At 50.0% G+C, this 25,879-nt stretch carries 23 protein-coding genes and 1 pseudogene; 18 read left to right on the top strand and 6 right to left on the bottom strand.

From position 1 onward, the window contains the following. Nucleotides 1–209: 209 nt before the first annotated feature. From NDI44_RS24590 to NDI44_RS24655, 14 genes are all read left to right on the top strand, one after another. A complete protein-coding gene (locus tag NDI44_RS24590) occupies nucleotides 210–890 on the top strand; it encodes a VOC family protein (protein WP_190411074.1) in 681 nt (226 codons plus the stop codon). Nucleotides 891–1,095: 205 nt separating this feature from the next. Then, nucleotides 1,096–1,719 (top strand): DUF6130 family protein, encoded by a 624-nt coding sequence (locus NDI44_RS24595; protein ID WP_199304747.1) that lies wholly within the window; start codon nucleotides 1,096–1,098, stop codon nucleotides 1,717–1,719. 257 nt (nucleotides 1,720–1,976) lie between these two features. Continuing rightward, nucleotides 1,977–3,341 (top strand): epoxide hydrolase family protein, encoded by a 1,365-nt coding sequence (locus tag NDI44_RS24600; protein ID WP_190411075.1) that lies wholly within the window; start codon nucleotides 1,977–1,979, stop codon nucleotides 3,339–3,341. 149 nt (nucleotides 3,342–3,490) lie between these two features. Next, on the top strand, nucleotides 3,491–4,486 hold the full coding sequence (locus tag NDI44_RS24605; RefSeq protein ID WP_190411076.1) for a nitrilase-related carbon-nitrogen hydrolase: 996 nt from the start codon (nucleotides 3,491–3,493) through the stop codon (nucleotides 4,484–4,486). A gap of 43 nt (nucleotides 4,487–4,529) precedes the next feature. Continuing rightward, a complete protein-coding gene (locus NDI44_RS24610) occupies nucleotides 4,530–5,618 on the top strand; it encodes a thioredoxin family protein (RefSeq protein ID WP_199304748.1) in 1,089 nt (362 codons plus the stop codon). A gap of 66 nt (nucleotides 5,619–5,684) precedes the next feature. Continuing rightward, nucleotides 5,685–6,614 (top strand): SDR family NAD(P)-dependent oxidoreductase, encoded by a 930-nt coding sequence (locus tag NDI44_RS24615; RefSeq protein ID WP_190411102.1) that lies wholly within the window; start codon nucleotides 5,685–5,687, stop codon nucleotides 6,612–6,614. Between the two features lie 59 nt (nucleotides 6,615–6,673). Then, nucleotides 6,674–7,270, top strand: a complete 597-nt coding sequence (locus NDI44_RS24620) for a redoxin domain-containing protein (RefSeq protein ID WP_190411078.1) — start codon at nucleotides 6,674–6,676, stop codon at nucleotides 7,268–7,270. Between the two features lie 244 nt (nucleotides 7,271–7,514). Continuing rightward, nucleotides 7,515–8,567, top strand: coding sequence for an alpha/beta hydrolase (locus NDI44_RS24625; protein ID WP_190411079.1), 1,053 nt, complete (start codon nucleotides 7,515–7,517; stop codon nucleotides 8,565–8,567). A 52-nt stretch (nucleotides 8,568–8,619) separates the two neighbouring features. Next, complete coding sequence (locus NDI44_RS24630) at nucleotides 8,620–9,996, top strand: epoxide hydrolase family protein (RefSeq protein WP_190411080.1); 1,377 nt, start codon at nucleotides 8,620–8,622, stop codon at nucleotides 9,994–9,996. Nucleotides 9,997–10,129: 133 nt separating this feature from the next. Continuing rightward, on the top strand, nucleotides 10,130–10,582 hold the full coding sequence (locus NDI44_RS24635; RefSeq protein WP_190411081.1) for a cupin domain-containing protein: 453 nt from the start codon (nucleotides 10,130–10,132) through the stop codon (nucleotides 10,580–10,582). Between the two features lie 187 nt (nucleotides 10,583–10,769). After that, the gene (locus NDI44_RS24640; protein ID WP_190411082.1) at nucleotides 10,770–12,320 is read left to right on the top strand and encodes a GMC family oxidoreductase N-terminal domain-containing protein; all 1,551 of its coding nucleotides are present in this window, start codon (nucleotides 10,770–10,772) and stop codon (nucleotides 12,318–12,320) included. 2 nt (nucleotides 12,321–12,322) lie between these two features. After that, nucleotides 12,323–13,699 (top strand): FAD-dependent oxidoreductase, encoded by a 1,377-nt coding sequence (locus NDI44_RS24645; RefSeq protein ID WP_190411083.1) that lies wholly within the window; start codon nucleotides 12,323–12,325, stop codon nucleotides 13,697–13,699. A 272-nt stretch (nucleotides 13,700–13,971) separates the two neighbouring features. Continuing rightward, on the top strand, nucleotides 13,972–14,259 hold the full coding sequence (locus tag NDI44_RS24650) for a thioredoxin domain-containing protein (protein ID WP_242036976.1): 288 nt from the start codon (nucleotides 13,972–13,974) through the stop codon (nucleotides 14,257–14,259). A 142-nt stretch (nucleotides 14,260–14,401) separates the two neighbouring features. Further along, nucleotides 14,402–14,545, top strand: coding sequence for a hypothetical protein (locus NDI44_RS24655; protein WP_190411085.1), 144 nt, complete (start codon nucleotides 14,402–14,404; stop codon nucleotides 14,543–14,545). Here the strand turns inward: NDI44_RS24655 and NDI44_RS24660 are convergent. Beyond that, nucleotides 14,538–14,837: a hypothetical protein gene (locus NDI44_RS24660; RefSeq protein WP_190411086.1), complete on the bottom strand. Its 300-nt coding sequence runs from the start codon at nucleotides 14,835–14,837 to the stop codon at nucleotides 14,538–14,540. The genes NDI44_RS24655 and NDI44_RS24660 overlap by 8 nt on opposite strands. Before the next feature lie 435 nt (nucleotides 14,838–15,272). Between NDI44_RS24660 and NDI44_RS24665 the strand changes: the two genes are divergently transcribed. Further along, nucleotides 15,273–15,659, top strand: coding sequence for a nuclear transport factor 2 family protein (locus NDI44_RS24665; protein WP_190411087.1), 387 nt, complete (start codon nucleotides 15,273–15,275; stop codon nucleotides 15,657–15,659). 75 nt (nucleotides 15,660–15,734) lie between these two features. Here NDI44_RS24665 and NDI44_RS24670 read toward each other — a convergent pair whose 3' ends face one another. Then, complete coding sequence (locus NDI44_RS24670) at nucleotides 15,735–16,676, bottom strand: IS4 family transposase (RefSeq protein ID WP_199304750.1); 942 nt, start codon at nucleotides 16,674–16,676, stop codon at nucleotides 15,735–15,737. A gap of 407 nt (nucleotides 16,677–17,083) precedes the next feature. Continuing rightward, nucleotides 17,084–17,890: pseudogene (locus tag NDI44_RS24675) on the bottom strand (IS982 family transposase). Between the two features lie 849 nt (nucleotides 17,891–18,739). Here NDI44_RS24675 and NDI44_RS24680 point away from each other — a divergent pair. From NDI44_RS24680 to NDI44_RS24690, 3 genes are all read left to right on the top strand, one after another. Further along, nucleotides 18,740–19,054 carry a fertility inhibition FinO-like protein gene (locus NDI44_RS24680; protein WP_190411089.1) on the top strand — a complete coding sequence of 105 codons (315 nt, stop codon included), beginning with the start codon at nucleotides 18,740–18,742 and terminating at the stop codon, nucleotides 19,052–19,054. Between the two features lie 240 nt (nucleotides 19,055–19,294). After that, complete coding sequence (locus tag NDI44_RS24685) at nucleotides 19,295–20,560, top strand: IS701 family transposase (protein ID WP_190411090.1); 1,266 nt, start codon at nucleotides 19,295–19,297, stop codon at nucleotides 20,558–20,560. Between the two features lie 302 nt (nucleotides 20,561–20,862). Further along, nucleotides 20,863–21,048 carry a hypothetical protein gene (locus tag NDI44_RS24690; RefSeq protein ID WP_190411104.1) on the top strand — a complete coding sequence of 62 codons (186 nt, stop codon included), beginning with the start codon at nucleotides 20,863–20,865 and terminating at the stop codon, nucleotides 21,046–21,048. Nucleotides 21,049–21,546: 498 nt separating this feature from the next. On the opposite strand, the gene NDI44_RS24695 is transcribed toward NDI44_RS24690, so the two are convergent. The 3 genes from NDI44_RS24695 to NDI44_RS24705 all read right to left on the bottom strand — a co-directional run bounded on the left by NDI44_RS24695 (nucleotide 21,547) and on the right by NDI44_RS24705 (nucleotide 25,791). Next, nucleotides 21,547–23,478, bottom strand: a complete 1,932-nt coding sequence (locus NDI44_RS24695; RefSeq protein WP_190411091.1) for a hypothetical protein — start codon at nucleotides 23,476–23,478, stop codon at nucleotides 21,547–21,549. Nucleotides 23,479–24,080: 602 nt separating this feature from the next. After that, nucleotides 24,081–24,347: a hypothetical protein gene (locus NDI44_RS24700; protein ID WP_242036977.1), complete on the bottom strand. Its 267-nt coding sequence runs from the start codon at nucleotides 24,345–24,347 to the stop codon at nucleotides 24,081–24,083. 325 nt (nucleotides 24,348–24,672) lie between these two features. After that, on the bottom strand, nucleotides 24,673–25,791 hold the full coding sequence (locus NDI44_RS24705) for a hypothetical protein (protein ID WP_190411092.1): 1,119 nt from the start codon (nucleotides 25,789–25,791) through the stop codon (nucleotides 24,673–24,675). Nucleotides 25,792–25,879: the final 88 nt, after the last annotated feature.

Genomic DNA, 25,879 nt, shown 5'->3' on the forward strand with positions numbered 1-25,879 from the left:
GGAATCAGTTGGATGAGAGGTAACAGTTCAATTCATCCCACCCCTTGGTACACCGAAGCTAAACTCATTTGAATGTTAAAAGTCCAGGACGACACCCATCTAAATTGCGGTTTAACTCAACGAACTTGAGTGGTGTGCATTGAGCAATCGCCGAAGAATGAAAAGTAACCAATCTGAACAGCAAAATTACCAACCAAAAGGAGAACAACATGAGCAGCAATCACCTAAACAGTCCAAACATGAAGCTCGAAGTCGTAGTATTTAATGTTTCCGACATCGATCGCGCCAAGGCATTCTACGAGAATCTCGGCTGGCGACTCGACATCGACATCGCGGAGGGCAACTACCGCAACGTCCATGTGACACCGCCCAACTCGGACACCTCAATCATCTTCGGCAGGGGAGTCGCTCAGAACAATCCTGGCTCGGTGCAAAATCTGGTCCTCGCTGTGGATGACCTCGATGCCGCTCGCAAAGACTTGATTGATCGTGGTGTCAACGTGAGCGAGATCTTCCACTACGCTGGTGGACCCTTTAACAACGCCGTGGAGAACCCGCGCGTAAGTGGGCGCGATCCAGATGGTCGTTCCTACTTTTCATTTGCCTCGTTTGAGGACCTGGACGGGAATGTCTGGCTGCTCCAAGAAATCACAACACGGCTTCCCGGTCGTCTGTGGGACTCTCCACAAGCAGATGTTGCAACCCTTGCAACCCTTCTCCACGAGACGGCAGAGCGCCACGACCATTATGAGAAGACTCACGGCGAACACCACTGGTGGGACTGGTACGCACCCTATCTGAGTGCGCGTCAGAATGGCAGCAGTCCAGAAGAGGCAGCCGCCGCTGCTGACCGTTACATGGAAGAGGTTTTGCCTGTTCTTTCCAGATGATGCGGTCAGAAGATCATTCGCCAGGTCGGGTTCTGAACGACCTTCTCCTTACTTAATTGAGCGATGGGGCGAGCGACGGAAGTCGCACCCATGGTTCATCTCACCATCACAGCTAAGTCATGTGGGCAGACAATACGTAACCTCAGTTCAATCTAATTGGAGCAAGAGCAATGTCCAGTGCTCATCGAGTTAGCGGTTACTGATCGTGTTTAGCCTGAGTCATGAAACGGACGATTTCCAGCAAAGAGAAAACAGCATGATCAAACTAAAGAAAGTACATTACAAAACCAAAGCCCGCACATTGGGTATCTTCGTCCTGCTCTCGGGACTCTTCATCGCGCTCTTTGCTGCAACACTGTTGCTGACAACTCCTGATCGCGTGCTGGCGCATCAATCTATCCAACCCAGTGCCCAAACCCAGGATGTGACCGAGGTAAGCGCAAGGAATATTCGTGGCGCTTCACCGTATGTCGCGATCAAGAACGAGCCCGCACCTAAGCTGATTGTAGACCCCCCGCTTCCTGAAGGGCTGGTTCAGGGTGTTTACTGGGCGCAGTACCGGGTGGAGAACTTGCATATCGTACCTGTTTTTGGGACGAGCGCCCTTCAGGTATCTCCACGTGCTGGGCACCTGCATATCATTGTCGATGATCTGCCCTGGTGGTGGGCGGATGCGAGTGACAACAACACTGTTGACATAGCTGGGCTGCCGCCTGGTCAGCATAAAGTGAAGATCCAGTTGGTTAATACTAACCACAACGTCTTCCCCGGACAGGTAGTGACGCAGACCTTCACTGTGCCTGATTACAATAGCACGCACGCGCATTAAGGAAACTTTTATGTCTGTCCTGCCTCGCTACAGTAGAAGGGCACGCAAGTTCGCTTCAATCTTTGGCACAGCAGGCAGGCCAGTCTACTCGTGCAGAACATCACTAACAAATTGCTGGTACCGATCGCCTTTTCTCCGCTGCATTGAAGGATCGGGCAAGCAACGGAACTCAAACCCAAAACTCGCCCCACTATCAGAGCTAAGTAATGTGGGCAGACAATACGTAACCTTAGTTCAATTCAATTGGAGAAAGAGCAATGTCTGAAAAAATTAATCATCAACGCCGCCGCTTTTTGGGCATTGCAGCCATGACCATTGCAACTACACAGCTCGGTCGATTCGGTTCTGCGATCGCACAATCGAGCAACGCAAAACCAAAGGAGACCGCCATGACTCAACCCGGAACCGTGCAGCCCACCGACGCAACCGCAATCCGCCCCTTCCGCGTCAACATGTCGGAAGAAGCACTTGTCAACCTCCGTCGCCGCATCACAGCGACGCAATGGCCCGAAAAAGAAACCGTCGCCGACCAATCGCAGGGCTTACCACTCGCGACGATGCAGGAACTCGCGCGCTATTGGGCGACAGATTACGACTGGCGCAAGGTCGAGGCAAAGTTGAACACCTTACCGCACTTCATCACCGAGATCGATGGACTAGACATTCATTTCATTCATGTTCGTTCGAGACACGAAAATGCGTTGCCGCTCATCGTCACACACGGATGGCCCGGCTCGATCATCGAGCAGCTAAAGATTATCGATCCACTGACCAATCCCACGGCACATGGCGGAAGCGCATCGGACGCTTTCCATGTCGTGATTCCGTCGATGCCGGGCTACGGCTTCTCCGGCAAGCCGACGAGCACCGGCTGGGGCCCCGAACGCATGGGCCGAGCCTGGGACGTGTTGATGAAGCGTCTGGGCTACACCCGCTACGTCGCCCAAGGCGGCGATTGGGGTGCGTTTGTCGTTGACCAGATGGGCTTGCAGGCACCTGCGGGATTGCTCGCCATCCACACCAACATGCCTGCCACCGTTCCAGCTGACGTTGACAAGGCACTCCAAGCAGGCAGTCCAGCGCCATCGGGTCTCTCCTCTGACGAACAGCGCGCCTATGAGCAGCTAGTCAGAACGTTCAAGCAAGTTGACTACGCCAAGTTGATGGCGTCGCGCCCGCAAACCTTGTACGGCATTGCGGATTCACCCGTCGGACTGGCCGCTTGGCTCCTGGATCATAATGATGCTGACGGCCAGCCAGCGGCGGCGGTCGCCTCGGCTCTGAACCGAACCACGAGCGCCACGGGCGAACTGATCCGAGACGAGATCCTCGACAACATCACGCTTTATTGGCTGACAAACACGGGGGTCTCTGCGTCCCGTCTCTATTGGGAATACAAGGGTGGCTTTTTCAACACCAAGGGCGTCTCCATTCCGGTGGCGGTGACCGTCTTTCCCGGCGAGCAATATCAGGCTCCGCGGAGCTGGACCGAGCGGGCCTATCCCAAGCTCATCTACTATAACCGAGCGGAAAAGGGCGGCCACTTCGCGGCGTGGGAGCAGCCAACGATTTTTGCTCAGGAACTGCGGGCGGCCTTCAAGTCCCTGCGGTTGTCCAAATGACAGCCTGGGCAATGACTTCGTCCGTGGGACAGCAAATCCCCCATCGTGACCAGCCAGCTGTTCGTTACTCAATTTCGGAACGGAAGCCGTTGAGACGGACAAGGTTATTTGTAAGAAAGAAAATAACATCCTTTTGAAAGGAAAACACCATGAGCAAGATTATTAAAGCTGCCGCCGTGCAGATTAGCCCCGTGCTGTACAGCCGGCAAGCTACCGTTGAGAAGGTCGTGAAGAAGATCCGTGAGCTGGGTAAACGAGGCGTCCAGTTTGCGACCTTCCCCGAAACCGTCATTCCCTATTACCCCTATTTCTCCTTCGTGCAGCCCCCGTTCGCGATGGGAAAGGAACATCAGCGCCTGCTCGAAGAGTCGGTTACGGTTCCGTCTGCCGAGACCCAAGCGATCGCCGAAGCCGCGAAGGAGGCGAACATGGTCGTCTCGATCGGCGTCAATGAGCGCGACGGCAGCTCAATCTACAATACGCAGCTTCTGTTCGATGCAGACGGGACGCTGATCCAGCGCCGCCGCAAGATTACGCCAACCTACCATGAGCGGATGATCTGGGGCCAGGGTGACGGTTCGGGGCTACGTGCCGTCGATAGTGCCGTTGGGCGCATCGGGCAACTCGCCTGTTGGGAGCATTACCTGCCGCTCGCCCGTTACGCACTGATCGCCGATGGTGAGCAGATCCACTCGGCGATGTATCCCGGATCGTTCGCCGGCCCGCTGTTCGCGGAGCAGACGGAAATTAACATCCGCCAGCACGCCCTCGAATCCGCTTGCTTTGTCGTCAGCGCGACGGCGTGGCTCGATGCCGATCAGCAGTCCCAGCTCATGAAGGATACGGGTTGCGCGATCGAGCCGATTTCTGGCGGCTGCTTCAGTGCCATTGTGAGTCCGGACGGCCAGATGCTCGGCGAACCTCTCAAAGTGGGCGAAGGCGAAGTGATTGCCGATCTTGACTTTGCCCAGATCGACGCCCGCAAGCGGCTCATGGACGCGCGCGGTCATTACAGCCGCCCCGAACTGCTTAGCCTGTTGATCGATCGGACGCCCGCGTCACCCGTCCATGAACGCACCGCACACCCCAAAACTAATAGCTCGCGTGCGGCTGTCCGTGAGGAGAAGACCGTCGAGGTACTCTAATGCCACCGGACCTATCGGAACGCAACTACAGGGAGGTCGGCACGTGTTCAAAAAAATCAATCATAATCGCCGCTACTTTCTAACAACTATGCTTACAACTATTGCTGCCACCCAGCTCGGCCTGCTCGGCGGCACCAAACAGCACCTTACACCGGCAACGGCTGAGTTACCGATTGAAGGCGAACTACCGTCTCTTGTCGGCGCGATCGCGTGGCTCAATTCACAGCCATTAACAGTTGACGAACTGCGTGGAAAAGTCGTGCTTATCAACTTCTGGACTTATACCTGCATCAATTGGCTGCGCCAACTCCCTTATGTTCGCGCGTGGGCCGAGAAGTATCAGGATCAGGGACTAGTAGTAATTGGTGTACATACGCCGGAGTTTGAATTCGAGAAGAATATCGATAATGTCCGCCGAGCCTCAACAGAAATGAAAATTGACTATGCGATCGCCGTAGATAACGATTATGCTGTGTGGCGTGCTTTCGGAAACCGTTATTGGCCAGCCCTTTATTTTATAGACACGCAAGGACGCATTCGCCATCACCAATTCGGCGAGGGCGAGTACGAGCAATCGGAAAGGGTCATTCAACAGCTACTGTCTGAGTCCGGAACTGACCGTGTCGGTCAGGAAATGGTCGAAGTTGACCCTCGCGGTTTTGAGGTTGCTGCCGATTGGGACAGCCTGAAATCGCCTGAAAACTACCTCGGCTACCAAAGAACGGAGAATTTTGCGTCTCCCGGTGCGGTGATAAACAAGCCTCGTTTATATACGCCCCCCGCGCAATTGAAACTTAATCAATGGGCACTTTCGGGCGATTGGACAATCGGACGACAAGCCATTGTACTGAATAAGCCCGGCGGACGGCTCGCGTACCGCTTCCACGCACGCGACCTTCATCTCGTCATGGGGCCGACTGAGCGAGGAACGTCCGTGCGGTTTCGCCTGTTCATAGACGGACAGCCGCCTGTCGTGGCGCGCGGACTTGACATCAATAAGCGAGGCGAAGGCACGGCTACCGCACAGCGGTTGTACCAACTAGTCCGACAGCCGAAGCCCATCAGCGATCGACAGTTCGAGATCGAGTTTCTGGATTCCGGGGTGGAGGCTTTTGCGTTCACGTTCGGTTGATCACGCAAACAGATACGCCTTCGCAACGAACCACAAGAAAGTGAACGCAAGGTAAATGATATGACGATGAAATCCCCACATGGCAGCCCAATCCTCGTAACCGGAGCGGCTGGCGATATCGGTGGCATCGGCCGCCACCTCACCGCAATGCTGCTCGCCAAAGGGCATAAAGTGCGCGCCTTGGTCCGGCGGGAGGATGAACGCGCTGAGAGCCTGCGCCAGCTCGGTGCCGAGGTTGTGCAGGGCGATCTAACCGACCTTGCCTCGATGCACCGGGCGATCGAAGGGGTGGCGCGCATCTATTTCAGCATGTCGGTCTCGGCGGCTTATCTCGAAGCCACGGTCAACGTCGCCGCAGTAGCGCGTCACCACGGGGTCGAGGCCTTCATAAATATGTCGCAGATGACGGTAACGCAGATGAGCATCACCGAGACCACTGACAGCCCGCAGCACAAGCTGCACTGGCTGGCGGAACAGGCATTGGCGTGGTCGGGGCTGCCGGTCGTGACGGTGCGGCCGACGGTCTTCCTTGAGAGCTTCTTCCTGCGTCTCACCGCTGCTGGTATCCGGGATAGTGACGAACTGGCGCTGCCGCTGGGTAACGGCAAGACTTCGCCTATCTCGGCTGTTGATGTAGCGCGTGCCGTCTCTGTGCTCCTCGATGATCCTGCCTCGCACATTGGTCAGGTTTACAATCTGACCGGATTTGAGTCGGCCGATCTGGATCACTATGCGCGCGCGTTTTCCGAGGCACTCGGTCGAACGATCCGCTATCGTGACGTGCCGCTCTCTGGATGGGTTGATATGCTTCGTAATTTTGGGGTGCCAACGCACCTCGTCAACCACGTCGCGGTGATGGCCGAACTTCACGCGCAGGGGCGGTATGACCGCCTGACAGATGACCTGTTCAAGCTTACTGGCAAGACGCCGACGAGTATGTATGACTTCGTGAAATTGCACGCTGCTGAATTCACGCCCAGTGCAGTTGCGGCTTGAGGAACTTTGTCGATTCCTCAGGCTGAGGTGGTCAATTGCAACAAGAAAGGAGTTTTTAAATGCGATCTGACATTGTTCCAGGGGCGGTCTTCCCCGACTACGAACTGCCCGACCACACCACGAAGCGCCGGAAGCTTTCCGAGCTGCAAAGCCAACATCCGATGATTCTCGTCCTCAGCCGTGGAGGGTACTGCCCCAAAGACCGCCGACAGGCTGAAGGACTTGTCCAATTCCATCGTGAGCTTGAGGTCGGCTATTGCCGGCTGATCACGATCAGCACCGACAACATCACCGAGACGAATGAATATCGCAGTGGCGTCGGTGCCCACTGGCCGTTCCTCTCCGACGCGGGACGCAGAATCCAAAAAGACCTCGACATCGCCGAATACACGGACCCTCTCCACAATCCCATGATCCCCTACACGATTGTCCTCGAACCGGGTCTGGTCATTTATAAGATCTACATGGGCTACTGGTTCTTCGGGCGACCCACTCTCGAAGATCTCCGCCAGGATCTGCGCGCTGTTCTCAGGAAATGCCGACCGGACTGGGACGTTACAACACCTGAACTGAAAGCGGCGTGGCAGGAAGGACGCAAAGAACTCTTCTACCCGTATGGCAAAACCTACGCCCAAACGCTCGGCGAACAGGATTAGAAATGGATTTGAAAGAGCAGATGGCAACCCGCAAAAGCTTTGGGACGGTCAGCACCGAGCAGCGGTTGATAAGCACTTGGCATCAAGCTTCCGGCGCTGCCTGAGTCGTTCGGTGCCGATGTGGAAGTCATGCAGACGGGCAATCTGCTGTTTCTGTGGGCTGGACTCTCTCTGGAATATCCTGCATAGAGTTTTGTCGCCGGAAGACAAGCAAGTTGAGTTGAATCCTATTGGAAGAAGATAAATGTCCGAAAAAATCAACCGTCAGCGCCGCCGCTTCTTAGCCACTGCGGCTATGACCATTGCGACTACACAGCTCGGTCGATTCGGTTCTGCGATCGCACAGTCGAGCAAAACAAAACCAGCAGTTCTGTCCATGATGAAGTCGGGGACAAACACGTCGTTCGGCTCACTGAAGCAGATCGATGCCGGTGTCTTGAATGTCGGATACGCTGAGGCGGGTCCCGCGAATGGTCGTCCGGTAATTCTCCTGCATGGATGGCCCTACGACATTCACAGCTATGTCGATGTCGCCCCTTTGTTAGCGTCGGCGGGATACCGGGTGATCATCCCGTATCTGCGCGGCTATGGTACAACGCGCTTTCTTTCAAGTGAGACGTTCCGCAATGGGCAGCAGTCTGCACTTGCAGTCGATATTATCGCTTTGATGGATGCGCTCAGGATCGAGAAGGCAATCCTTGCTGGTTATGATTGGGGCGCGCGCACCGCGAACATTATCGCAGCACTCTGGCCCGAACGCTGCAAGGCGCTCGTCTCCGTGAGTGGTTATTTGATCGGTAACCCTGAAGCCAATAAGATGCCGCTGCCACCGCAGGCCGAACTCCAATGGTGGTACCAATTCTATTTTGCGACGGAACGCGGCAAGCTTGGCTACGAAAAATATCGACACGATTTCAACAAGCTCATTTGGCGACTTGCCTCACCGAAATGGAACTTTGATGACGCGACGTTCGATCGCAGCGCCACGTCCTTCAATAATCCGGATCACGTTGACATTGTCATCCACAACTACCGTTGGCGGCTCGAGCTGTCCGAGGGCGAGACACAATACGACGATCTTGAGAAGCGTCTTGCCGAAGCTCCAGTAATCACCGTGCCCACCATCACGCTTGAAGGTGACGCCAACGGGGCACCACACCCGGATGCCAGTTCCTATGCCAGGAAATTCTTGGGCAGATACGCACACCGGGTCATCAATGGTGGTGTTGGGCACAACCCCCCGCAGGAAGCGCCACGGGAGTTTGCCAATGCCGTCGTTGAAGTTGACGGTTATTAATCGTGTTTAGCCTGAGTCGTGGAACGGACAATTTGCAGCAAAGAGAAAACACATGACCAAGCTGAAAAAAGTACATTACACAACCAAAGCCCGCACCGCAGGTGCCTTTGTCCTACTATCGCGACTCCTCATTGCGCTCTTTGCAGCAACGGTGCTGCTGGCACTGCCCGTTCACGTGCTGGCGCAGCAATTCGCCCAGACTCGCGCACAAACCCAGATACTGTCCGAGGCGATCGCGACCGAAGACAACGCCATCCGCCCCTTCCGCGTCCACGTCCCGCAAGAGGCACTCGTCGATCTCCGCAGGCGCATTGCGGCGACCCGCTGGTCTGACAAGGAGACTGTCGCCGACCAGTCGCAGGGCGTACAACTGGCGACAATGAAGGAACTCGTCCGTTACTGGGCAACGGGGTACGACTGGCGGAAAGCCGAGGCGAAGCTGAATGCCTTACCGCAGTTCGTAACGAATATCGACGGACTGGACATTCACTTTATCCACGTCCGCTCCAAAAATCCTAACTCTTTGCCGTTGATCGTCACGCACGGATGGCCCGGATCGGTATTTGAACAGCTGAAGATCATCGGCCCGCTGACAGACCCAACAGCCTACGGCGGACGCACTGAAGACTCATTCGATGTTGTGATCCCGTCGATACCGGGTTATGGTTTCTCTGAGCAGCCCAAAGACATCGGCTGGAACCCCGATCGCATTGCCCACGCCTGGGCAGAGCTGATGCAGCGCCTCGGCTACACCCGTTACGTTGCCCAGGGTGGCGACTGGGGGTCCCCCATCTCTAGCGCGCTGGCGCGCCAGGCACCGACAGGATTACTCGGCATCCACATCAACTTGCCGGCGACGATACCGCCCGACGTGGCAGTGGTGCTCGCCAGCGGCGGACCCGCGCCAGCAGGGCTCTCCAAGAAGGAACGCGCGGCGTTCGACTCACTCGACACGTTCAATAAGAGGGAACGGGCCTACGCCGTGATGATGGGCACACGGCCGCAGACGCTCGGATACGGACTGACGGACTCGCCGATCGGTCTCGCGGCGTGGCTGCTCGGGCATCCAGGTTTCACGCAGTGGACAAGCAGCAGCGATTCCGAAAAGTCCCCAACGAAAGACGAGGTGCTGGACGACATCACGCTGTACTGGCTGACGAACAGCGCAGTCTCGTCAGCTCGGCTGTACTGGGAGAACAAGAACAGCCTCTTGAACGCAGTCGCGCAGAAGACCGCCGAGATATTGCTCCCAGTGGCCATCACGGTATTTCCGGGGGAGATATATCGAGCTCCAGAGACGTGGGCTCGGCGCGCCTATCGCAACCTGAGCTATTTCCATGAGGCCGACAAGGGCGGCCACTTCGCGGCCTGGGAACAGCCGGAACTCTTCGCCAAAGAGATCCGCGCAGCATTCAGGTCACTGCGTTAGTTGGAGAGATAAAAAAAAATCACTGCACGCTAACGACCAACGGCGGATTCAAAGCTTAAGTACTCTCACTCAAACGTTGAGGCTGATCTAGCAACTGTAATAAATAACTTACGCATTAATCGGTAGCAATCTCATGACACAATCTTTCTGGCTTTTTGGTTCTCACCTCAATATCATTGCCGACCACACAACAACTAACGGTCAGTACGATCTAATCGAAGGCTACTTCCGACCGAGTACACAAACACCTCTCCATCGTCACACACGCTATTCAGAACAACTCTATGTACTCGAAGGAGAGTTCACGATCTGGGCAGGTGAAAACAAGTTTTTACTCAGTGCTGGTGAAAGTTTTTTGATTTCCCCTAGCACACCGCATGCGATCGGCGTATTCAACAATCAACCAGCTCGTGGATTGGTTGTGGCTGCGCCCAGTGGCTTTGCTCGGCTGATTGCAGCAGTCGGCACACAGGATGAGACAGCAGCACCGGATATGGCACTATTTGAACGCATTTCTGCCGAAATTGGTGACGAAATTTTGGGTCCACCCGGAGCCTTATCTTTTGCACAGGCTGTAAGAACATAACCATCCTTGCAGCCCAAAACAAAGAATTAAACCCTTGATTCTGACTTAGGACAGGGTGCCAACTTGAGTGTTTGTATCCTACAGGTCTCACTTCCAACAAGTTTCAGCGAATGGTCTTGAAACCAATCAATTCTCGTTCGTTCGCGACGCACTTAATCCACTACGGACAGCAGACAAGGAGAATAGGATGACTCAATATGATTACATCGTTATTGGTGCAGGGTCGGCGGGCTGTGTGGTCACCAATCGCCTCACAGAAGACCGTGAAACAACCGTGTTACTCCTCGAAGCGGGTAATCCAGATACGAAACCAGAAATTCAAATTCCGTCAGAGCACCTGAGCTTACTAGGTTCTGAGGTGGATTGGAGCTACTTCTCTGAACCGGAACCCTACCTGAATAATCGCAAAATCTTTCTTCCCCGTGGCAAAGCCTTGGGGGGCAGCAGTGCGATTAATTTCATGATTTATATCTGGGGCAATCCTCATGATTATGACCATTGGCAGGGGTTGGGGAATCCCGGTTGGAGTTACCAGGATGTGTTGCCCTATTTCAAAAAATTGGAACATCGACAACACGGTACCTCTGAATATGAGGGGGAGTTGAGCGTCACCGATATTGCCTCTCCTGCTGTAACGTCTCAACGCTTTGTCGATGCAGCGGTGGCACTGGGTTATGACTACAATCCTGATTTCAATGGCTCTCAACAAGAAGGTGTAGGACTCTATCAGTTGACTGTCAAGGATGGCAAACGACACAGTGCTGCCGCTGCCTTCCTTTTGCCAATCCTCCATCGTTCCAATCTGACTGTAACAACTGGGGCGTTTGTCACTCGATTGTTGTTTGAGAGAACTCGCGTTGTTGGGGTGGAATATTTGCACGAGGGCACGCTGCACCAAGTCAAGGTCAACCAGGAAGTGATTGTTAGTGCTGGTGCGTTCGATTCGCCCAAGCTGCTCATACTTTCCGGGATTGGGGATGCCGAACACCTGCAAGCATTGGGCATTCCTGTCGTAGCTGATCTGCCTGGGGTGGGTCAAAATCTCCGAGACCACGTTCAGGCTCCCATCACTTACCGGGCAACTGAGGATGTACACCCTGTAGGCACCAGTAGCGGAATTCCTGAAGCTGGATTGTTCTTGCATAGTGAGAGCAACTTGGATGTTGTGCCAGATTTACAGTGTTTCTCAGGTCCGATTCTGTGGGCACCGCCTGGCTCTAACCGCTCTGGTCCAGGATTCTTTGGAGTAGTCTCTTTGACCCATCCTCACAATATTGGGAGTGTCAGTTTGCGTTCGTCCGATCCTCAAGATCCACCGCTGATTCGACTGAACTATCTTCAAAGTGAAATCGATGTGCAAAAGCTAGTGGTAGGGATTAAACGACTCCGCCAAATATTTACAGCGAATGCCTTTGATGAGTTTCGACGAGAGGAACTAGCTCCCGGTATTGACGTGACTAGCGATAAGGCACTCGCCGCTTACGTCCGAGAAGCTTGCGATAGTATGTACCATCCGGTGGGCACTTGCAAAATGGGTACTGACCCAATGGCAGTGGTAGACCCTGAACTGCGAGTACATGGAATTGAGGGCTTGCGGGTCATCGATGCCTCCATCATGCCAACGCTGACGACAGGCAATACGAACGCACCGACCCTCATGATTGGCGAGAAGGCAGCCGATTTAATTAAAGCCAGTCGTACTCGACAAACTCTAATAACCAGCTATCAACAGAGGTAACAATGGAAACAGCAGATGTAATTGTGATTGGAAGCGGTCAGGGCGGAGTTCCGATCGCGGCTGACTTTGCCAAAGCAGGGAAGAAAGTCGTTTTATTTGAGCGCGATGCATTGGGTGGCAGTTGCATAAACTATGGTTGCACTCCTTCTAAAGCCTTTTTAGCCGCTGCTCATGCCGCAGGTCGCGCTCGACAAGCCGCGAAGCTCGGCATACACGCGCAGGTTAAAGTCGATTTTTCTACAGTGATGGAGCGGGTGCGTGGCATTCGCAGCCAGTTTAACCAGGGTACCAAACGGCGATTAGAGAGTGCAGGGGTTAGAGTTGTCTGTGCTGAAGCTGCTTTTACCGGAGAGCGAACGGTGAGCGGCGGCGGTGTGACGGTGCAAGCTCCAATTGTCGTCATCAATACAGGAACATCCTCTACTATTCCTGACATTCCTGGTTTAGCTGGAACGCCTTATCTCACCAACCGAAATTTCTTTGATTTGCAGCAGATTCCGCCCCGGTTGCTCGTGGTCGGTGGTGGCTATATTGCCCTGGAGTTAGGGCAGGGAATGGCGCGTTTAGGGAGCCAAACCGAATTGATTGTGCGGGGCGATCGCCTGCTGGCTCAAGAAGAATCCGATGTCAGTGCTGTGCTTTTGGATGCATTTAAGCAAGACGGAATTGGACTGCATTTCAATGTGACGGTTCAGCAGGTTGCTTATACTAACGGTGTGTTTACCCTAACGCTAAACAATGGTGAGGTACTCGATGGGGAAGCATTGCTGATTGCGATCGGGCGCAAACCGAACACTCAGGCATTAAATTCTGCTGTGACAGGCGTTGAATTAGATGCACAGGGTTTTATTAAAATTGATGATCAATTTCAAACGACTCATTCTGGAATTTATGCGATCGGGGACGCTGCCAAACAGCCTGCTTTTACGCATGTTTCTTGGGAAGACTATCGCCGCTTGAAAGCCATTCTGTGTGGCGAACAGCGGACACGCAACGATCGCGTGTTAGGCTATGCCGTTTATACAGAGCCGCAAGTGGGTCGAGTCGGTATGACGTTAGAGCAGGCTCAGAAACAGAGCATTGCTGCCCGCGAAGTCACCCTGCCGATGGCTCATATCGCTCGCAGCATTGAGTGGGGGCACGATCTAGGCTTCTACCGCATGGTCATCGACACCCACACAAATTTGATTTTAGGAGCAACGCTGGTTGGGTACGAAACGGCTGAACTCGTGCATGTCTTTTTGTCGCTGATGGAAGCTGGAGCAACGTGGCAGGTACTCGAACAGTCGGTTCACATTCACCCAACTTACGGTGAAGCATTGCCCAGTCTCGCAAGGCTACTCGTTGGAGATGATATGCCAACCTGCCCCAATATGTAAGAAAGGAGCAACTAATAATATCAAGTTCGCTTGAGTGGTTGTCATTCTGAGAGGAGCAAATTCCTGCTTGTCAGATTGTGTGGATGGTTGTGTTTACCGATGAAACAGGTAAGTTGGTTGGTCGCCTGTTACGTGAGTATGAGAATCGATTGAGTAATAGCCTTCCATTTCTGTACTTGCAATCAGGGTTAGGTTCCTTTGAACAACCACCAAACTGAGAAACCATGCTTTTCCTAAAATCTAAACATTACAAACTGTTTGTCAAGAACACCATGCCAGCACCCAGAATAGTGCAGCCTGCAAGCCGCAGCGAACTTGCTTGGTCGAAGCTCTTTTGGACTATCTGCGCTGCCGCCAATGAACTAGGACTCGATATGCCCCAGTTCCTTCAAGCTATGTGGAGACACGTTTATGCCAATCGCGTCAACGAAGACATTGAAAGTGGCTTACGCAGTGGTGTCACCACTACTCCAACGTTATTTATCAACGGTATTCGTTACAACGATGCCTGGAACATTGAGAGCTTATTGGCTGCGCTCGCCAGAATAGAGAACTCCTAAATAAGTCAAAAGTCAAAAAAGAAACCTCAGGATGGCTCAGTATTTGAGCTGTTGCTCGTATACAAGTTAAATGCAGACTAGCTGAGCAGATGTAACTGGACACCGCAAGATTACCGAATCACCGTTCAAGAGGATATGACCGATGATGAATTACAAGCAATTAGCTGTGGACTATAGTTTCCTGAAGAAGCTTCAATCCCTCAATTGGCAAACCATCCGTTATCATCTGCTCAACTCTGACAAGGGTCGAGACTTCACTCCAGCGCAAGCAGCGCGTGCTATCTAGCAGTACAGTTTGTTTCTGCTCCTAGCACAGCAATATCCGGGTATGTGACTGGTACCCACCGAAGAAATTGATGCGGTCCTGCACGCTCATATTGCCACTGATCGACAATATCAGGACGATTGTCAAACTCTATTTGGTGGCTTTGTACATCACTCTCCGGGACTGGGAACGCGAGGCGATCGCGCAGAATGGCTTGAGGTGTTCGCTCGCACGAAACAACTGTTTGAAAAAACCTTTGGTCGAGGTGCAATGGGTCATTCAGCCCCTGCTGCCTGCGAAATACTCCTAGCATTCAACTAAAAACCATAAGTACTCAAGGCTCTTTAACAGACTTTTCCTTACTAGAAATCCTTCAGTTTATCGGGAACGGAAAACGCGATAGTTTGCAAGCGTTACTAGGGCTGTTTTTACAAGCCCAATGACATCCACTGCCAGAGTATTCTCAAGTCAATCAGCCACAAAGCATTGTGAACGAAATGTTTGAAGGATAAAGAGTAATATCGATTTTAGAAAAGAAACCGATTGGACAAATACAGAGTTGTCGTATCAATATTTGTAAAACTTTAAAGGCAGGTACGAACGATCAACCCCATATCCTATCGCATGATTTGTGCCACAAAGATTTCCTCAAGCCCTATTGCTACCTTGTCGAGTGAAGAATAGCTAGTCTCAAATACCCCAGCTCAAATTGGTAACCTACTGAAACACAAACGTGGAGAAAAACAAAGTGTCTACAGAACAAATTGCAGCGTTGCTAACCATTTACTTCGACAACATGGCAGCTATGAATACAGAGGGCTGGCTAGAGATTTTTTCTGAGGATGCTGTCATCCATGACCCAGTTGGAAACCCCCCTAGACTTGTACACAAGGATTCTCAGAAGTTTTTTAAAATATTGTCTAACTTCTTTGAAAAAATGGAACTGTCAAAAGACAACATTTTCTTTGTGAAGAATGGGGCAGCCGTCAAATGGACGATGCAGGTAGTTGCAAAAAGCGGTCGCCATGCCACAGCTGAAGGAATCAGTGTCTTTGAGATTAATGACATCGGCAAGATTCAAAAGGTGTCGTCCTACTGGGATGAAGCAGCAATGATGATGAAACTGAAGGGCTAAATTCCAGAATGTTAGCTGCCTCCTGAAAGAGCTGTATCGAGAGTGAGGATTAAGGCTGAGGGGGCAACAAGGGAGCTAGAAAGCTTGCTGAATAAGGCTTAGGGCTTTTAACCCTCGTTGATAAAATGTGCGCTTATTGCGAACAGAAGTAACTAATTCGGCTACCCATTCCTGACATTCATGAAAGGCGACTATCCAATTGTGACCATACACACCGACCCAAAAATTGCTATGTCTTCGCCTAGTTCGTCCGGGTTCTTTTGTCCGACAAATATAAGGATATTTTCCTAAAATAGTGGCTTTTTCGCCTTGTAACCAAGCACTGGTCATCGCCAGGGCAATTAATAAAACTAAACGGACTAATTTAGCAGGTGTTGTTTGAGAACCTTCCAGATTATAACCACCAGTTTTACAATCCTTAAACATGGCTTCAATTCCCCATCGCTGTTTATAAGCTTTCACAGCCGTTGATAAATCTCCTAAATTAGTAAGCAGATACCAAGGAGATTTTTCTTGTTTAGTTTTATATTTCCTTCGCCAATAGACAGCTAAGTTAAATCGACCAAATCCTTTTTTTTGGGTGATGTTAATTTCTGACAAAAATTCTCGGTGACCGGGCGCTATCTGAACGCTTGATAAGGAATTAAATTTCCGTCTCTTTTGGCGAAAACTCGTGGACTTTTTTTGCCTTAACACGAACTTGACACCTTGACGGTCTATCCACTGTGCTAGGTCTACGCTGTGGAATTCTCTGTCTCCTACAATCACTATTTGGTAAGTTTTAAATAGTTTAATTACTGGTCGCAGAACAATTTGTTGTTCTCTCAAATCACTAGCCCCTTTTTTCGATAATAAAATCCAAAAAATGGGGAAAGCTCGTTTTTGATAAATTGCCCTTGCCATGAAAATATTATTGTCTTGCCAAGCGGTTCTATCCAAGGCAATAATCAGTTGTTTTCCTCTGTGAATGTGTTGAGTAATAATTTCTTTAATCAGGGGAAACCACACTAGAACCACACTTAACAAGCGTCAAGTTCAAAAAACGTTGTATATGGCGACGGCGACTGTTCTGTTGAATTGGTAACGGTAGCGTTGCTGCCAACCTTTCTATTTTTACTTGTTTCTGATTCTGGAGTAACCAGATTAACAGTTTTAATGTAATAAGCTGAGACTGGCTCAAATATTTTTCTAGGTGGGTTTGATAGAATTGAGGCAGCATTTTTATCGCGGTCTTGTTGAAATAATAAGACCGTTATTTTTTACCACAATCTGGCAACCGAGTAGAGTTTTATTTTTCTCTCAACAAAGTTTGTTCTCAATAAGCTGGGAAAATTTTCACCCGGTCTAAATCCTACAACCCTTTATTTATCCTCGTTTTGGGGCGCTTGTCGCCCCCTGAAGGATTAAGGTAACGTGAGTTCGGGTTAAGCGGAGGGGAGCAAATTGTGGTCAATCGCAATCGAGGGCTTCTTCGGCTGGTGACAGTAAGCGATTAAGCCACACACCACGTTCACCAAACAGTTGACTGGAGAACGGTGACGAGAATGCTCAATCTGAGAAATGTTCTTGAGCTGGTCAATCACCGTCTCAATGATCGCCCGTTTACGGAGCATGAGGCGGTCGCTCAACGCCATCAAGCGGTTGTTCATGTTGCGCCGTAGCTTGGTAATCAGTTGCACCCCTGTCATTGCCAACAGTTGCTTCGCCAACTTTTGAGAAACATAGCCTTTGTCCGCAAACACCTTACCAAATAGCTGTTGCAACAGTTTGGGTACAGGTGTCCGGTCGTCGATGTTCCCTGGAGTCAAGGTGAAGTTGAGCAACTCGCCTTTGTCGTTGACCACCAGATGCAGCTTGAAGCCAAAGAACCAATCGACTGAGGTTTTGCCTCGTGCTGCCAAGTGCTTAAACACCTTATGCTGCTGGATGCGGCGGTTGTGGCAGACCTTGAGACTGGTCGCCATAAAGGAAACTGATGCCGCTACAGTTGCCAAAACAAGCGCGCAAGTAAGCACTCAGGGGCAACAGGGTGTTGGGCATCCACAAGGGCGAAGCGTCCATAGCTGACCAAGCCTGGAAAAGCGCTCTGCCACTGTGCTCGCACCTTTTTGTTGTAGTAGGCTTTGAAATTGCGCTCTTGAGGATTGATGGAAAGCAATCAGAATCGTCATGATTTCGCTTAAGCACAAGCTGCGTCGGCGATTGCGATGCGACAATTCGTTGCTAAGCAGTTAGCGATGCCAAAGAGGTTCAAACTGCTGGCAAAAATCATCGACGCAGCAAAAGAGGTCTTCTAGACTAAGCATAGGACGAGTATCGGTGGCTTGGAACTTCACACTTTCAGCCTACCTGCTCGTCCTTTCCTTATCCGAACTCACGTTAAGGTACGTGCCTCTTCTGCTTCTGGTAGCATTCCTAAAACCTCAAATTCTTGGCAGCAATTCAGGAATCCTGCTCGATCAAGCTAAAACCTTCAATTGGAGTTGAGAGAGGATCTTCTTCCAATCCGGAATCTCCAGGTTTTACCACCAAGAAGGGCGATCGCTCACTTAAGCGAGCAAGGCTAAATAGGAGAGCGTCGATCTTCAGCACATTAGGTCTACAGGCGGAACTAAGCTGATGTGCCAAGAACAGTTCAAGCTAATTAGGTTCCAGGGCATCTCTTGAGGATATCAAACAAATAACAGGGATGAGGAACAGCGCTGGATAGGTTTATCAGCGAGATTTCGGCTGAAGTTTTTGGGCGGCTAGCATTAGTTGTGAGAGAAATGCCAGCCCGTTAGCAAGGAGATGGGACAGAGGAACGAACAACTGAAGTGTGTTCAACGCCTTACGGCATCTCTCGGTATAGTTACTAAGTTGGCAGTGATTTCGGTGCGCCGAAATCTCGTGTTTCAGCCCTTATGGCATCTCCGGGTGAAGTCACGGGTTTGCTGCACTTCCTACAAGGGTAGGGTCGAGGAGGAGTATTACTACTTCTCCCCTCCCATCCGAAACCGAGCTTGCGACTTTCACCGCACCCGGCTACTCAACCAGAACAAATCGCACGTTCAACCCCCTACAGCATCAGTGGAGGATAGATGACAACTTCAGGAAAGCTTGAAATCACCATTAAAATCAGCGAATTTCCAGCCGATGTAAAAACGGTTGAGAACGGCTGGAAGTCATTTGAAATTGACTGTGACGGGCGGCTTGTCAGCGTTACTGTTAAACCGAAGGTCTTTAAGAAGCTAGAACAGGCACAAGCCGAGTACCCCATGTGGGTGGCGGCGATCGCCGGAAAGATGGGTCAAACGAGTGAAAACGGCTTTGTGCTAGTAGAGCCAAACATCCAAGTTTTCGAGAAAAAGCCAAAAGAGCCAAAGGAGCCAAAAGAGGCACCGCTCGTGGAGTGAGACGCGATCGCGCTTCAGCATCTGAGCGATCGCATTTGTCACCTTCGGCCGATCGCTCATAGACTGCCCAGAAGTCCAACTTTTTGCTTTCAGATACCCAAAGCACAGAGCCAGAGGCGGGCTTCAGGACTAATCACCCGCGTATCATTACAAATTTGATTAACGGGACTTAAACGAAAATAGAGAAGCAATAAAGGTATAATCTGCGTAGGGCAAAGATTTCACGTTTAGACTTTTTGGATGAAAGAGACAACTCCAGCCGCTATGCCGCCATGCTTTGATAGATGGTGTAAACGCTTTGATGATCTCTGGACGCATCAAGCACAAAAACGAGAGTTTAGGAACTATATCGGGGGATTATTAGGGGAAAGTGAACGAAAAAACCTATCTCAAATCGCTTCTAACGCTGTAGGAGTGACTTACCATCGATTACATCATTTTTTAACGGAAGCGCCTTGGTCAGCCCAAGAGGTAAATGAGCGTCGTCTGAGCGTGATGAATCAGTGCTCTCAAACTCGAATCAGTAGAGGATTCACGTTAATCGTCGATGATTCAGGGCATAGGAAAAGTGGAAATTTCACAGCGGGAGTGGGACGGCAATACATAGGGGAAATCGGGAAAACAGAGAATGGGGTAGTGGTGGTAACGACTCATCTATATGATGGAAAAAAAAGCCTACCGTTAGATATAGAGTTATATCAACACGCGAGTTCTTTGCCTGGGGGAAAAAAAGACATTGAATTCAAGAAAAAGCCAGAGCTGGCGCTAGAATTAATTGACCGCAGCTTACAGAGAGGATATCGACCGGGTATCGTATTAATTGATGCTGGGTATGGCAATAACACAATATTTCTGCTTGAGCTAGAAAAAAGGAGACTAAAGTATCTAGGGGGATTAGCTAAAAATCGGAAGGTGATAACTGGAATAGAGGCAAACAAACGAGTTGAGATTCGCTTAGATAAGCTAGCCGATTCAATGCCTGCTGAGGCTTTTACTCCTATCCAACTTAATTTAGATAAACCAAAAACCGTTTGGGTGGCAACGGTTGAAGTTGAAATGTCGCAGGTTGAAGGAACAAGAAGAGTTGCTATCGTCATGAATGCCTCAACCTTTAACGAAGCTAGTGATATTGACTATTTGATTACCAATATTGAGTCAACACAAGCCACAGCAGAATGGATAGTAACTACCTATGCTCAAAGGAATTGGGTGGAAGTTTTCTATCGGGAAGCCAAAGGATGGTTAGGACTATCTGAATATCAAGTCAGAGATTACACAAGTCTACTCAGACATTTCATTCTTGTCTTTTGCGCCTATACATTTATTTTATGGCACACCAAAACTGGAGGATTAAGAAGACGTTGGGCTTCTAAACCGTTAAACACCTTTCCTGAGGCATTAGAGGCGTTTCGCACAGCAATATCTTTCCGTTTTGTGGAGTGGCTGAATCGAAATCGGGACGTATTCTTCTCTTATAAAGCAGCTTTGGGCTTTATTTGGGCTTGATATCTGTTTAAGTCCCGTTAAGCAGTTTGACACCACCAAGGATCTGGAGAAGCAGTAATCTACCCAGTTCTAGGGGATTCGCTCTAGCGCGATCGCGCTCTAGCTCCCTCCTCGCAATCCTTTGATAGTTTGTGCCATGCATCTGACGGAACCAGACGGCGATCGCCCTCTCGACTTCCGATCCTCCTGGCTAGTGAAGCTACAATTCGGTACACCGAATTGTAGCTTCACCCGTTATCTGGACTTTCAATCCTCTGTTGAACCTCCTGAAATGTCGATACAAAAGGGAACAACGTTTGTTGATGACGATCCCGATCTCGTGCCGGACAACTTATGACGGCAGACCAGTGCCCATGCTGGAGCAACGATTCACACCAGAGGCAAAGCTAGAGCTGCTAGATTATCACCCCATGTTTACGGGCAGATGTCCCTGCTGTGAGATGCCCTTTGAGATGAAGAAGCCACCCTTCGTGCATTGGGATTGCTAAGAGTGCGGGTAGGTAGATGATACTCTGTAAGCGATCGCTCTCGTCCTTGGCATCTTTTCCTCTACGCCTTTGTATAGCAGGGGGGAAAAATGGTCGCTAAAAGCAACTATCCGATTTTTGGTGATTGAGGTAGCTACAGTCAGTGGGCGATATCAACGCAAAATCAAGCTTGTTTCAACATCAACTGTCCCATTTTCAGTTGATAGCGGGACAGTTAAGTTGACTTGGTGCATAAGTCTACATCAACTGATGGTGAGCGCTGGAATGCTTTATTTGAGAAGCTTTTCATGACTGCTCCTTTGCCCCTGCGGCTCAAATTTCTCCTTTGCTATACAAAGGGCGAACCAGCGCGCTCGCCTTCAATCCCACCAACCAGGGACTTACTTCTAGTACGCCCACGCCCAACAATAACGAAAAAAAGTCGGGGCTGGAATGACAATCCAAACGCTCAAGCCTGCCCCCTGGAATACCCACCATCCGTCAAGATAGCTAATCCCATTACTTTTCCAGCATGGCCATCAGCTGCTCTCGCTCGACCGGGCTTAACTTCTGCAACTGGGCAAGCAAAGTTTCCCATTGGGCGTTCGCTTTCTGGTTCAACTCAGGGGATGGCGGCTGCTTAAACAACAGCTCCTCAATCGCCTCCTCAATCGGTCGGCGCTTCTCTTCGGGGGTACAGCGCTCGTACATTCCCCGTAATGTCTCCACCTTATGTCCCATCGCATAAGCTAATGACCGAGTTTGGGCGTCATCCAGTCGGACTTGATACGCCCAAGTTGCCCAGATATAGCGCATCGTATGGGGTGAAATCCGCTTACCCAGGAAACGATGAGATGTAGTTTCAAACGAGGAACCAAACCCCGGACCATCCGCTTTGATGCCAAGTATGGGGAGGACAAACACATAGCCCCAAGACCACAGAGGCGAATTGACCCCCGTGGGCAGACAGCAAGCATCCCCCGGATTGAATTCAGCTCGCCCACTTGTCACCCAGCGTCCCCGCTGCCCTTTTAACTCCGGCTGCCACCAATCATAGACCTGTCGATTTTTGTAACCCTCACTGAGCCAACTGCCGTACAAATAGCCTTCTAGGTAATCATAGAAGCAACTCCCGTCAGCCAACTGGCGGTTGGGAATTACTATCGATTGAGCGGCGTGAGTCGAGCGGGTTTTGTACTGCTGAATGTCCAGTACCCAGACCCCTTGAGGGTAGTGCTTTTTCTCGTGGACATAGGTTTTATAGAGATAATTGTCCTTGATTGTGCCATCCCAATGTTTTTCACGTACTTGTGCAGGCGGTAGGGGATGGTACAAGCCATCAGGCGGCAGGGATTCTGGACGCTTGACAGGACAAGTCAGCGCAATTCTTAAAGTACGGTATTCTTGTTGTCGCCTTGCGGGGATGTCGGCAAGCAGCGACCACTTTAAGTAATCTTGATAGCTTTTGGCAATGGCAAAGCCGACCCGAAATTGACCTCGGATGTTTCTAGGTCGGCACTCCAGACGCAACGGTTCTACAATTTTGGTTCTAACAACTGCTAGAGCTGTCTCGCCCTCTGCCGTATCCGGCCACTTCTTCTCAAAATCTGAAACCGACTGCCGATTTTTGACCCACTCGCTGATGTCCTTTCTTACTGAACTTAAGTGGTTGTTGAGCGATTTGAACAGAGGAATCTGCTGGTAATCCGCGTCTTCCTCCACCTCACTGGTGTAGAGAAACTTGGCCAGTGCTAAAAGCGCCCCTAACTTATTGCGTTTGGTAGAAGGACTTTTCGAGTGGAGGACTTCTCTCAAGAAACGAAAATAACTGCACAGCCAAGTTTCAAAGGTTTGCTTATGCTGTTTCCACAGTTTTACCTGTTCTTTGCTATTGAGATGTTCTAAGTCTTCTTGCCTAACCACAGAAATCAAATGTGACAAACGCACTTGCTCTAACGCAATTGGCGGGGTGCAGCAGTAACAAAACCAGCCAAGCATTAGACGTATATCATTGACGTACTGTAATGCGGATGATTCGCTAATTGGGTCAATCACACGGAACGGGTACTCTGGGTCAGTTAAATATCGGTAAAAGTCATCCAATTCCTTTTGTAAAGCAGCAGGCGTGTCTTGAGGCTTGAGCATGTATTCCTGATGTATTGTCCTTCGCTCGGTCAAGGGAGTGTTGGAGGTATCGCCATAAAGACTCTTCATGGATGGACAGGATTGCTGTTTCACTCTCGCCCGCCGCGAACCTCTAGCTGGCCACCACTGTTGTTGTTCGCTCCAACTCAAAAATTGGTTAAATCGATTTCCGTAAGTGTTTTGGCTGGCAATAGACGCTTGTTGGCTCTGGAAAGCCTGCTGTATTGTTTGACGGGCGCTGAGCAATACTTCAACTTTTAACGTTTTTAAAAACTCCTTAGCTGCCTCGACCTCGGCTTTTGTCATCTTTCGACCTGATGTTGCCCGAGTAAAGCCTAATTGTGATAACCAAAATCGTAGGGTAGCGCAACGAAATTCATTAATAATTCGTTTAGCTTTTGACTCTGGATATATCGCTCGAACTTGTTCTTCATACATCTCGAATACTGACCAACAAGTAAGAGATTCTTGCATAATAAATGCCTCTGATGGTACACAAAAAAGTTAAGCTTGCCATTGAGCTATTATTTAAAAGCTCCGAATTTATGGCTTAAATGATTTAAGAATGCCTCAATTTTTTATCTCTAGCTTCCTTTCACCTCTTATTTATTATAAACAGCGCTGCTTACCATCGAAGCGATCGAATTCATCGGTGCCTGCGGCAACTAGTTATATAAATGCTCAGCCCTTTTCGAGTATTAGTTTTACCTCCAAAATGCTAGGATTTATTAATAAATAATTAATGAATACCCAATAAATTTTAGGTATTAAATAAATCCTAATCATCTGCTTTCCCGGGTTTATTAAAGGCTTTGGATTGAAGCAACCTTTTACTCATCGAGGGAAGACGAGTCATTTAGCTCTTACTTAGTAGCTCCAGACCTCTAGTTCAAGTGGAAACGCAAGTCTCACTCGGTCTTCGTTGCTAGTTCAGCGATTGTAAGCAGACCCCGGCCAATCCGTTCAACCAATTCACTGCGAGAAATATTTAAACGGGCACTGGACTCATCTAATCCTGCCAAAGCAGTTGGGGTAAGACTCAAAGAAACAATTTTTTTGAGTTCGTCATAGGCTTCAGGCTGACCTCGCATTGATTTCCTTCCTTTACAACTTGGCTTTTTCTCGTGTTCTAAGCGGGCTCTACCTTTTCTTTTGATTTTTTTTGGCTTGTTCATAGTTATCTGTACGCTTCAATAGGGTTTTGAAGAGCCAAAGTTTTCTACCCTACACCCAAATCAAGTGAGCTAGGAAGGCAAACCAATGGGTATCCCTGCAACTAGGCATTAAACTCTGCCGAACTTTGCTAGTCCGGTTGCGTTGAATTCCTAGTAACGAGGCTTATTCGTTTGGCTTTAAAGCTAGGGATTGGCTCTTCTTTTTAGTTACTGGCTCAGACTATCAGCCTATTTTTGGCTCGTCTTAGAAGCGTACAATTTTCGAGTTTTGTGTAAATTTACCGTTACAATATGAAGTTTAATGACAGAACCAGCATTCATTAAATTATTTTGACGTACCAAACCCTTTGTTTGAACGCTTGCCTTTTTCGCCTTTACGTGCGACATTGGCTTGTGCTGTTCTGGCTTGCATGTAGGCTTTGTAGTGGACTAGCTCAACTCCAGATTCCAGTAATTGGATGAGGGTAACGGACAAAGCTTCCTCAAGAGATAAAACGTTTTCGTCTTCGTTGTCTGAGTAGAGCAAACTAGCTTTAATCCCTTCAGATTCTCTAAGCCGCTTCAGGGTAGTCTGCTCCGCTTGATATAGCTGGAACCCATTTTCGGGGGTGTGTTCGTCCCATTGCTTGAGTAGTAAGATAGCTTCCAAAGTCAACCAGGCTTGAGATGGGCAATCGAAAGCCAATATCCATTCGCACAGTGAATTTTGCTTGGTTTTTGCCTCTGACCACATATCCTGGATAAGCCCATGAAGATTCGCAGATATCTTGCCGGGTTTATGCTGCCTTTCAGTGGGAGGTTTTAACCCCGACTCGATTAGAATGTCTGAGCTTCCTAAAAGGTAATACTCCATCCATAGAGCCTGGGTTCTGTATTTTTTCTTGAATTGGGCAAATCTCTCTTGTTGATCGGGCTTAACCAGAATGTCGCCGTTCTCTCGTAGTAGGTCTGGTAGGTACTTGGCTGCTGTTATGTAGTTTTCCGCCTTTTTATTCTTCTTGGGATTGCGGTTAGAATTTTTCCCATTGCACCCAACGCGAGCGACGTTACTGTTTGCCTTGGCGCGATCGCTATCCTTGTTGTTGGGCTTTCCCCCTTTGCAAGATAGGCGATCGACACCATTAACCTTCTTGTAATGAATAGGCTGCTGCCTCGCTTGATTTATTAACGCGAAAGCTTTCCTTGCTGACTTTGGACAGGAAAGATGCTCGCGAACGCGGATTTCAATCTTAATTCCGTTTTCATCAGCTCCTATCCTTAAGTTGGAAAATTTAATCGCTTCAAAGTGAGCTGGTTTCAGAAGCTTCTGAATGTCCTCTCCAAACTCCAACTCCCGCACCGTAATCTGTTTACCTTGTAAAGCTGTTACCCAGTCTAAAGTTTCTTCAGGAACCGGAGTGCAGTCATCGATTAGGGTCTTGGGATCGTCAAAATCTTTCGTCATGGTTAAGGTCGGGAATTGTTCTGGTTGGCAACGTGCTGAGTTAATTTCCTGGCTCCCAATAAAGTAAAGTTGGGTTCTTATTTCGAGT

The organism is Trichocoleus sp. DQ-A3 (genome assembly GCF_039961975.1).
Taxonomy (GTDB): domain Bacteria; phylum Cyanobacteriota; class Cyanobacteriia; order Cyanobacteriales; family FACHB-T130; genus FACHB-T130.